Annotated in this window: 10 protein-coding genes; 5 read left to right on the top strand and 5 right to left on the bottom strand. The window is 68.0% G+C overall.

The features are described 5' to 3' along the window. Positions 1–114: hypothetical protein (locus ACNPM4_RS09890; RefSeq protein WP_448985554.1), on the bottom strand; the 114-nt coding region annotated here is incomplete at its 3' end. Positions 115–173: 59 nt separating this feature from the next. On the opposite strand from ACNPM4_RS09890, the gene ACNPM4_RS09885 reads away from it, so the two are divergent. Beyond that, a complete protein-coding gene (locus ACNPM4_RS09885; RefSeq protein ID WP_448985543.1) occupies positions 174–668 on the top strand; it encodes a glutathione peroxidase in 495 nt (164 codons plus the stop codon). Between the two features lie 171 nt (positions 669–839). Beyond that, positions 840–2,036: a metallophosphoesterase family protein gene (locus ACNPM4_RS09880; RefSeq protein WP_448985542.1), complete on the top strand. Its 1,197-nt coding sequence runs from the start codon at positions 840–842 to the stop codon at positions 2,034–2,036. A 63-nt stretch (positions 2,037–2,099) separates the two neighbouring features. Here the strand turns inward: ACNPM4_RS09880 and ACNPM4_RS09875 are convergent, their stop codons facing one another. Beyond that, the gene (locus tag ACNPM4_RS09875) at positions 2,100–2,774 is read right to left on the bottom strand and encodes a DsbA family oxidoreductase (RefSeq protein ID WP_029261732.1); all 675 of its coding nucleotides are present in this window, start codon (positions 2,772–2,774) and stop codon (positions 2,100–2,102) included. A gap of 70 nt (positions 2,775–2,844) precedes the next feature. Here ACNPM4_RS09875 and ACNPM4_RS09870 point away from each other — a divergent pair, with 70 nt between their 5' ends. Further along, positions 2,845–3,456, top strand: coding sequence for a P-loop NTPase family protein (locus ACNPM4_RS09870; RefSeq protein ID WP_448985541.1), 612 nt, complete (start codon positions 2,845–2,847; stop codon positions 3,454–3,456). On the opposite strand, the gene ACNPM4_RS09865 is transcribed toward ACNPM4_RS09870, so the two are convergent. After that, on the bottom strand, positions 3,396–4,199 hold the full coding sequence (locus tag ACNPM4_RS09865) for an isoprenyl transferase (protein ID WP_262001065.1): 804 nt from the start codon (positions 4,197–4,199) through the stop codon (positions 3,396–3,398). The genes ACNPM4_RS09870 and ACNPM4_RS09865 overlap by 61 nt on opposite strands. Continuing rightward, positions 4,196–4,939: a DNA repair protein RecO gene (gene recO, locus ACNPM4_RS09860; protein ID WP_105710094.1), complete on the bottom strand. Its 744-nt coding sequence runs from the start codon at positions 4,937–4,939 to the stop codon at positions 4,196–4,198. Before recO ends, ACNPM4_RS09865 begins: the two co-directional genes overlap by 4 nt. Before the next feature lie 34 nt (positions 4,940–4,973). Here recO and ACNPM4_RS09855 point away from each other — a divergent pair, with 34 nt between their 5' ends. Next, a complete protein-coding gene (locus ACNPM4_RS09855) occupies positions 4,974–5,672 on the top strand; it encodes a trimeric intracellular cation channel family protein (protein ID WP_105710095.1) in 699 nt (232 codons plus the stop codon). A gap of 9 nt (positions 5,673–5,681) precedes the next feature. Here the strand turns inward: ACNPM4_RS09855 and ACNPM4_RS09850 are convergent, their stop codons facing one another. Next, positions 5,682–6,416, bottom strand: coding sequence for a TetR/AcrR family transcriptional regulator C-terminal domain-containing protein (locus ACNPM4_RS09850; RefSeq protein ID WP_448985540.1), 735 nt, complete (start codon positions 6,414–6,416; stop codon positions 5,682–5,684). Positions 6,417–6,483: 67 nt separating this feature from the next. Here ACNPM4_RS09850 and ACNPM4_RS09845 point away from each other — a divergent pair, with 67 nt between their 5' ends. Next, positions 6,484–6,858, top strand: coding sequence for a VOC family protein (locus ACNPM4_RS09845; RefSeq protein WP_167634775.1), 375 nt, complete (start codon positions 6,484–6,486; stop codon positions 6,856–6,858). Positions 6,859–6,880 lie beyond the last annotated feature (22 nt).

Genomic DNA, 6,880 nt, shown 5'->3' with positions numbered 1-6,880 from the left:
CAGGCGCCGGAAGGCGGTGTTGGTGATACCCGCCATGGGTGCGAGCACGACCGGCACGTCGAGGTCGATCGGGCCGATGCGAAGGTGGCGGGCGGGGGCGGTGGCGAGAGTCATGTCCTGTCCATTCTCCCAGACGCGGAGCCCGGGGGGATGCGGCGACCTAAGCTGTGAATATGACCGATTCCGCGCTCCGTTCGATCCCGTTCACCGATGCCAAGGGCGAGGAGAAGACGCTCGACGATCTCGGCGCCGACGTGGTGCTGGTGGTCAACGTGGCGTCCAAGTGCGGACTCACCCCCCAGTACGAGCAGCTCGAGGAGCTGCAGCGCCTGTACGGGGACCGCGGCTTCACGGTCGTCGGCTTCCCCTGCAACCAGTTCTTCGGCCAGGAGCCGGGCTCCGTCGACGACATCCTCGAGTTCTGCTCTACGACCTACGGCGTCACCTTCCCGGTCAATGACAAGGTCAAGGTGAACGGCAAGAACGCGTCGGAGCTCTACAAGGCTCTCAAGGAAGCCCCGGACGAGGGCGGCAAGGCCGGCCGCGTCGAGTGGAACTTCGAGAAGTTCCTCGTGCTGCCCGACGGCGACGTCCTGCGCTTCCGTCCGAAGCAGAAGCCGGACGCCCCCGAGATCGTCAGCGCGATCGAAGCAGCACTGACCCGCTAGACCCGAGCGGATCGAACGCAGCGGCCCGCGCCGTTCACCTCCGCGTAATCCGCACCCCGCGCCGATCCGCGGGCGAACACGGGGCTCGTTCATCTCCTCGTCAGCCCGACGCCATCTGGCCTCCCTAGTCTCACCGCGGCGAACATCGCCCGAAGACGAAGGAGACCACGCATGCCCGACCGTCTGCCGATCAGCCGGCGCACCGTCCTCACCGCCGGAGCGCTCGGCGCTCTCGGAACCGCCCTGCCGCTCGGTACCGCCTCCGCAGCCGCGGCCCCGGACATCGCCCCGGCGGGCGCCGGAGCCGGCCGCGGTCTGCGGTTCCGCACCGACGGGACCTTCAAGGTGGTGCAGTTCAACGACACGCAAGACGATGAACTCACCGACCGCCGCACGGTCGAACTGATGGAGAAGGTGCTCGATCAGGAGAAGCCCGACTTCGTCGTCATCAACGGCGATGTGATCACCGGCGGCTGCGAGACCCGGCTCGCCGTGAAGCAGGCGATCAACAACGTCGTCACGCCCATGGAGGCCCGGCGGATCCCGTGGGCGGTCACCTACGGCAACCATGACGAGGACTCGCTGCCGCAGTCGGGCGTGGACGAGGCGGGGATGCTGAAGATCTACCGCTCGTACGAGTACAACGTGAACGCCGAGAGCACACGGGGCGTGACCGGCACCAGCAACACGATCGTGTCGATCGGCTCGGCCGCCCGGAAGAACCGCGAGGCGTTCGCCCTGTGGCTGATGGACTCGGGGCGCTACGCCCCCGGCACGATCGACGGCCAGGACTTCGCCGGGTACCCGACCTGGGACTGGCTGCGGATGGACCAGGTGGCCTGGTACCGCGAGCAGTCGCAGCGTCTCGAACAGCGTCGCGGTCGCAAGGTGCCGGGGCTGATGTTCCTGCACATCGCGTTGTGGGAGCACCGCTTCATGTGGTGGGGCGGCGTGGACACCCGCACGGAGGCCGATGCCGCGCGCGGCAAGGCCCGGCACGCCATCGTCGGTGAGCGCAACGAAGACGAGTGCCCCGGTCCTTTCAACTCCGGGATGTTCAATGCCATCCTCGAGCGCGGCGATGTGAAGGGCGTGTTCGTCGGCCATGACCACATCAACGACTACGTGGGCGACTACTACGGCGTCATGCTGGGCTACGCCCCCGGCACCGGGTTCGGCGCCTACGGTCTCGACGGCGCTGAGCGCAACCGTATGCGCGGTGGTCGGGTCTTCGAGCTCAAGGAAGCCGGTGACGAGGTGACGATCGCGACGCGTGTCGTCTATGCGCGCGAGCTCGGCATCGATCTGACGGCGAACGACCAGCCCATGGAGCCGCTGCCGCTCGGCCCGCGCCAGCAGCGGATCTGACGCACACACAGGGCGACGCAGGGGACCCGTTCGGGTCCCCTGCGTCGTGTTGTCCGGCGGGTCTCAGGCCTCGACGGGTTCGTCCCGCTTGGCCCACAGGTCGCGGATCACGTTCTCGAACGCGGCCGGCGGCTGTGCGCCACTGATGCCGTACTGGCCGTCGACGACGAAGAACGGAACGCCCTGGATGCCGTAGGCCCGTGCCTGCGCCTGATCCTGACGCACGGCCGGGAGGTACTGCTCGCTCTCGAGCGCTGTGCGGGCGCGGTCGGCGTCGAGCCCCACCTCGGCCGCGAGGGCGACGAGGTCGTCGATACGCCCGACGTGCTTGCCCTCGGTGAAGTAGGCGGACATGAGCCGCTCCTCCATCTCGTGCTGCAGCCCTTCGGCCTTCGCGAAGTGCAGCAGCTCGTGCGCCTTCACGGTGTTGGTGTGCTGCAGGATGTCGAAACGGTACTCGAGCCCCGCGTTCGCGGCGACACCGGTCACGTTCGACAGCATCTGCTCGACCTGCTCCCGCGGCATGCCCTTGTGCCCGGCGAGGAAGTCGATCTCGTCGCCGTCGAAGTCGACCGGGGTGTCGGGCGACAGCTCGAACGAGTGGAAGGTGATGTTGACCTGCGGCGCGTCCTCGTCGGCAGCGACCGCTTCGAGACCCTTCTCGAGGTTGCGCTTGCCGATGTAGCACCAGGGGCAGGCGATGTCGGACCAGATGTCGATGGAGATGGGTTCAGTCACACTTTCATCCAACCGCATGCGCCTCCGAGCTATTCCGAGGCGGCGGGCGCGAGATCGATAGGATTCTCGGATGCTCACCGCCGCCGATCCGCTTCCCTTCCGGCCCGAGCGGGTCCTGATCGCCGGTGTCACGGGCTCCGGCAAGACGACTCTCGCGCGCCGCGTCGCCGGAGTGTGGGGGCTGCGCCACGTCGAGATCGACGGCCTGTTCCACGGGCCGGACTGGACTCCGCGGCCCGAGTTCCTCGACGACGTCCGCGCCTTCGCGTCCGAGGACCGCTGGGTCACCGAGTGGCAGTACACAAGCAAGGGCACCGACGAGATCATCACGCCTCGTGCGGACCTCGCCCTCTGGCTGGACTACCCGTACCGCGTGGTGCGCTCCCGCCTGCTACGGCGGACGCTGAGCCGCAGCATCCTGCGCACGCGGATGTGGAACGGCAACGTCGAGAAACCGATCTGGCACATGTTCCGCAGCGATCCCGACGAGAACATCCTCGCCTGGCAGACCAAGACCCTGGGGCATTGGACCGAGCGGATGCCGGACTACACGCTGCGCTTCCCGCAGCTCACGATCGTCCGGCTCCGGACTCCGCACGAGACCGAGCAGTGGCTCCGGGCTCAGGCGGGTGAGTCAGGGGTGTCGATCGCGCCGCCGAAGCGACGGTCCCGCGACAGGTAGATGCCGATCGCCCGCCAGAGTTCTTCCCGCGAGAAGTCCGGCCAGAGCGTGTCGAGGAACACCATCTCGGCGTAGGCCGACTCCCACAGCAGGAAGTTCGAGGTGCGCTGCTCCCCCGAGCTCCGGAGGAAGAGATCGACGTCGGGCATGTCCGGCACGTACAGATTCCGGCGGATCATCTTCTCGGTGATGGCCTTGGGCTTCACGCGCCCGGCGGCGACGTCTTCCGCGATCGCCCGCATCGCGTCGACCAGTTCGACCCTGCCGCCGTAGTTGACGCACATCGTGAGGGTGAGCACGTCGTTGCCGCGGGTGAGCTGTTCGGCGTGCTGCAACTCCTTGATGACGCTGCCCCAGAGCCTCGGCTTGCGGCCGGCCCAGCGGATGCGGACGCCCCACTCGTTGAGCTGGTCGCGGCGGCGGTGCAGCACATCGCGGTTGTAGCCCATGAGGAAGCGCACCTCCTCGGGGGACCGCGCCCAGTTCTCGGTCGAGAACGCGTACACGGACAGATGCTTCACCCCGGCCTGGATGGCGCCGGCGACGACGTCGAGCAGCACCTCCTCGCCCGCCTTGTGGCCTTCGATGCGGTTGAGCCCTCGGCGGTTGGCCCAGCGGCCGTTGCCGTCCATGACGATCGCGACGTGCTCGGGCACGGCCCGGAACACCGGCGGGTGCACTCCGGTCCAGTCCAGCGGACGATAGGGCACCGCGTCTTTGTGCGTGTAGGGCTTCGGGCTCATCGTGGTCCTTCCGACGAGATGTCCGACACATGGGCGAGCGAGCGGATGCCGCGCTCCAGGTGCCACTGGGCGTAAGCGGAGACGAGTCCGGACGCGGCCGCGGTGTCGGCGGGCGGTGACGCATCGATGACGTCCCACTCGCCCGAGATCAAGGCGCGGAGAAGGGTCAGTGTCTTCTCGGCGACGCGGGGGCTGCCGGCCGGCGCGCAGTTGGTGCACACCAGTCCACCCAGCTGCGCGACGAACCGCGCGTGCGGCCCCGGCGTCCCGCAGCGCGCGCACTCGTCGAGCGAGGGCGCCCACCCGGAAAGCGACATGACCCGCAGGAGGTACGAATCGAGGATGCTCCGCGCGACGTGCTCTCCGCGCGACAGTGCCCGCAGCCCGCCCACGAGGAGCAGGTACTGATCGGGGGTCGCCTCGGCATCGCTCAGACGGTCGGCCGTCTCCACCATCGCGTTCGCCGCGGTGAACCGGTCGTAGTGCGCCGCGATGTCCGTGCCGTAGGAGCCGAGCGATTCCGCCTGCTGCACGATGTCGAGCGAGCGCCCCTGATAGAGCTGCACGTCGGCGACCATGAACGGCTCGAGCCTGGCGCCGAACTTCGACGAGGTGCGGCGCACGCCCTTAGCGACCGCGCGCACCTTGCCGTGGCGGCGCGAGAGCATGGTGACGATGCGATCCGCCTCACCGAGCTTGTGAGTGCGCAGGATCACCGCTTCGTCTCGGTAGGTGGGCACCCCTCGATTATCCTCCGTACGGGAGAATGGACGGGTGACCGAACCGCTCTTCACCATTCCGCTGTGGGCGGACCTGCTCGGCGTCGGCCTCGGCGGGGTCCAGGGAGCGATGTTCGCTTCGGGGTTCCAGGGTCAGCGGCGCCTCGACTGGCTCGGCGTCGCGATCATCGGCATCATGATCGGGATGGGCGGCGGTCTGATCCGCGACATCCTGCTCGGGCAGACGCCGGCGACGCTGCAGAACCAGTGGTATCTCGTCACGGCGGCCGGGGCGGCACTCCTGGGCATGCTGCTCGCCGGTCTGTTCACCCGCCTGAACACGGCGATCGTGGTGCTCGACGCGGTGGTCATCGGGATGTTCGGTGCGTTCGGGACGAGCAAAGCTCTCGCCTTCGGCATCCCCGAGGTGCCGGCCGTGTTCATCGGCGTGTGCGCGGCCGTGGGCGGCAGCGTGCTCCGTGACATGCTCATGGGCCTGCCGACCGCGATCATGCACGTCGGGTCGCTCTACGCCGTCGCGGCCGGCGCCGGGTGCACGTTCATCGTCATCGCCGTCGCGCTCGGGATGCCCATCACGATCGCCGCCGTCGCCGGCATCGCCGTGACGACCGTCATCCGCATCCTCGCCGTCACGTTCGACGTCTCCCTGCCGGAGCAGCGCCGCATCTACCGCCGCAAGGTGGCCGCGGAGACGGGCGCCATCGCGATCGTCAAGCCCAGCGCCGACATCTGAGCCTCGATCTCAGGATCCCGGGTGCTCGCCGATGATCGCACGGAGGCCGTCGATCACCCTCGCCAGACCGAATTCCCACGCGACTGCGGCATCGTAGGGCGTCCCCAGGGACTCGCCCGCGGCCTGACCGACCGATTGCGCGAGCGGGTAGTCCTCCCCCAGGTAGGTAGCGAGACGCGGGCCCGCCTCCGCCCAAAATGCGCCGAACTGCTCCTTCTCGGCGCTCTCCCGCATCCTCATCGCCGCGGCGTGGACGAAGTCCAGGAGGAAGGACAGTGCCGCGTCGCGTTCGATGTCGCCCAGCCCCGTGTCATCGAACGCATGCAGCTCGCGGTCGTACTTGGCGATCGTGCCGGGCCCGAGCGCGGAACGCTGGTCCGCGATGTCGAGCACCCAGGGATGCCCTCGCAGCAGGGCGAGGTTGTCCTCGGCAACCGCGCGCACTCGCGCGGGCCAGCCGACTTCCTCGACCGAGCGAACCCGCATCCGAGAGTGCATCACGTCGACCATCAGGACGAGCAGGTCCGCACGGCTGTTCACGTGCGTGTAGATCGACATCGGCGGCAGCTGGAGTGACTGCGCGAGGGCGCGGATCGTCACGGCGTCCAGATCGGCGTGATCGGCGAGCTCGATCGCCCGCGAGATAACCTCCGCCGTCGAACGTCGGGCCCGAGGTCCACGACGACCGCCCGCGGCCGCCGACGATTCGTCCCGCCAGAGGAGATCCACCAGATTCTTGGCCATGTCGGAATAATCCTCTCACGGGATCTCTTAACCATGTACGTTGTACGTAGTTTAGACAGGAGACACCGTGAACATCACTCAGACCGCCATCTCTCTCAACGTCGACGACGTCGCCGCGTCAGCCGCGTTCGCGAAAACACACTTCGGATTCGAGGAGGCGATGTCCGCCGAGGGATTCGTCTCGCTGCAGCACCCGGACGCACCCAACCTCATCTTCCTGGAGACCGGCCTGGGAAGCTTCCGACCCCAGGAGATCGCCGGCTCCGCGGGTCAGGGCACCCTGCTCGTGTTCGTCGTGGAGGACATCGATGCGGAGTTCGCCCGCATCGACGCGGCGGGTGCGCGCGTCATCACTCCCCCGGAGACCGAGCCGTGGGGCGAGCGCTATTGCCAGTTCGCCGATCCGAACGGGATCATCTGGCAGCTCGTCCAGTGGGTCTGAACAGGGAATGACGAACGCCCCC

It is taken from the genome of Microbacterium umsixpiens (genome assembly GCF_053543675.1).
This window is presented reverse-complemented; position numbering and strand designations above follow the sequence as displayed.

What these genes read in the sequence shown, in the direction of transcription:
- ACNPM4_RS09885 (WP_448985543.1), top strand. Translation starts at nt 174, where the DNA reads ATGACCGATTCCGCGCTCCGTTCGATCCCGTTCACCGATGCCAAGGGC.
- ACNPM4_RS09880 (WP_448985542.1), top strand. Translation starts at nt 840, where the DNA reads ATGCCCGACCGTCTGCCGATCAGCCGGCGCACCGTCCTCACCGCCGGA.
- ACNPM4_RS09870 (WP_448985541.1), top strand. Translation starts at nt 2,845, where the DNA reads ATGCTCACCGCCGCCGATCCGCTTCCCTTCCGGCCCGAGCGGGTCCTG.
- ACNPM4_RS09865 (WP_262001065.1), bottom strand. Translation starts at nt 4,199, where the DNA reads ATGAGCCCGAAGCCCTACACGCACAAAGACGCGGTGCCCTATCGTCCG.
- ACNPM4_RS09850 (WP_448985540.1), bottom strand. Translation starts at nt 6,416, where the DNA reads ATGGCCAAGAATCTGGTGGATCTCCTCTGGCGGGACGAATCGTCGGCG.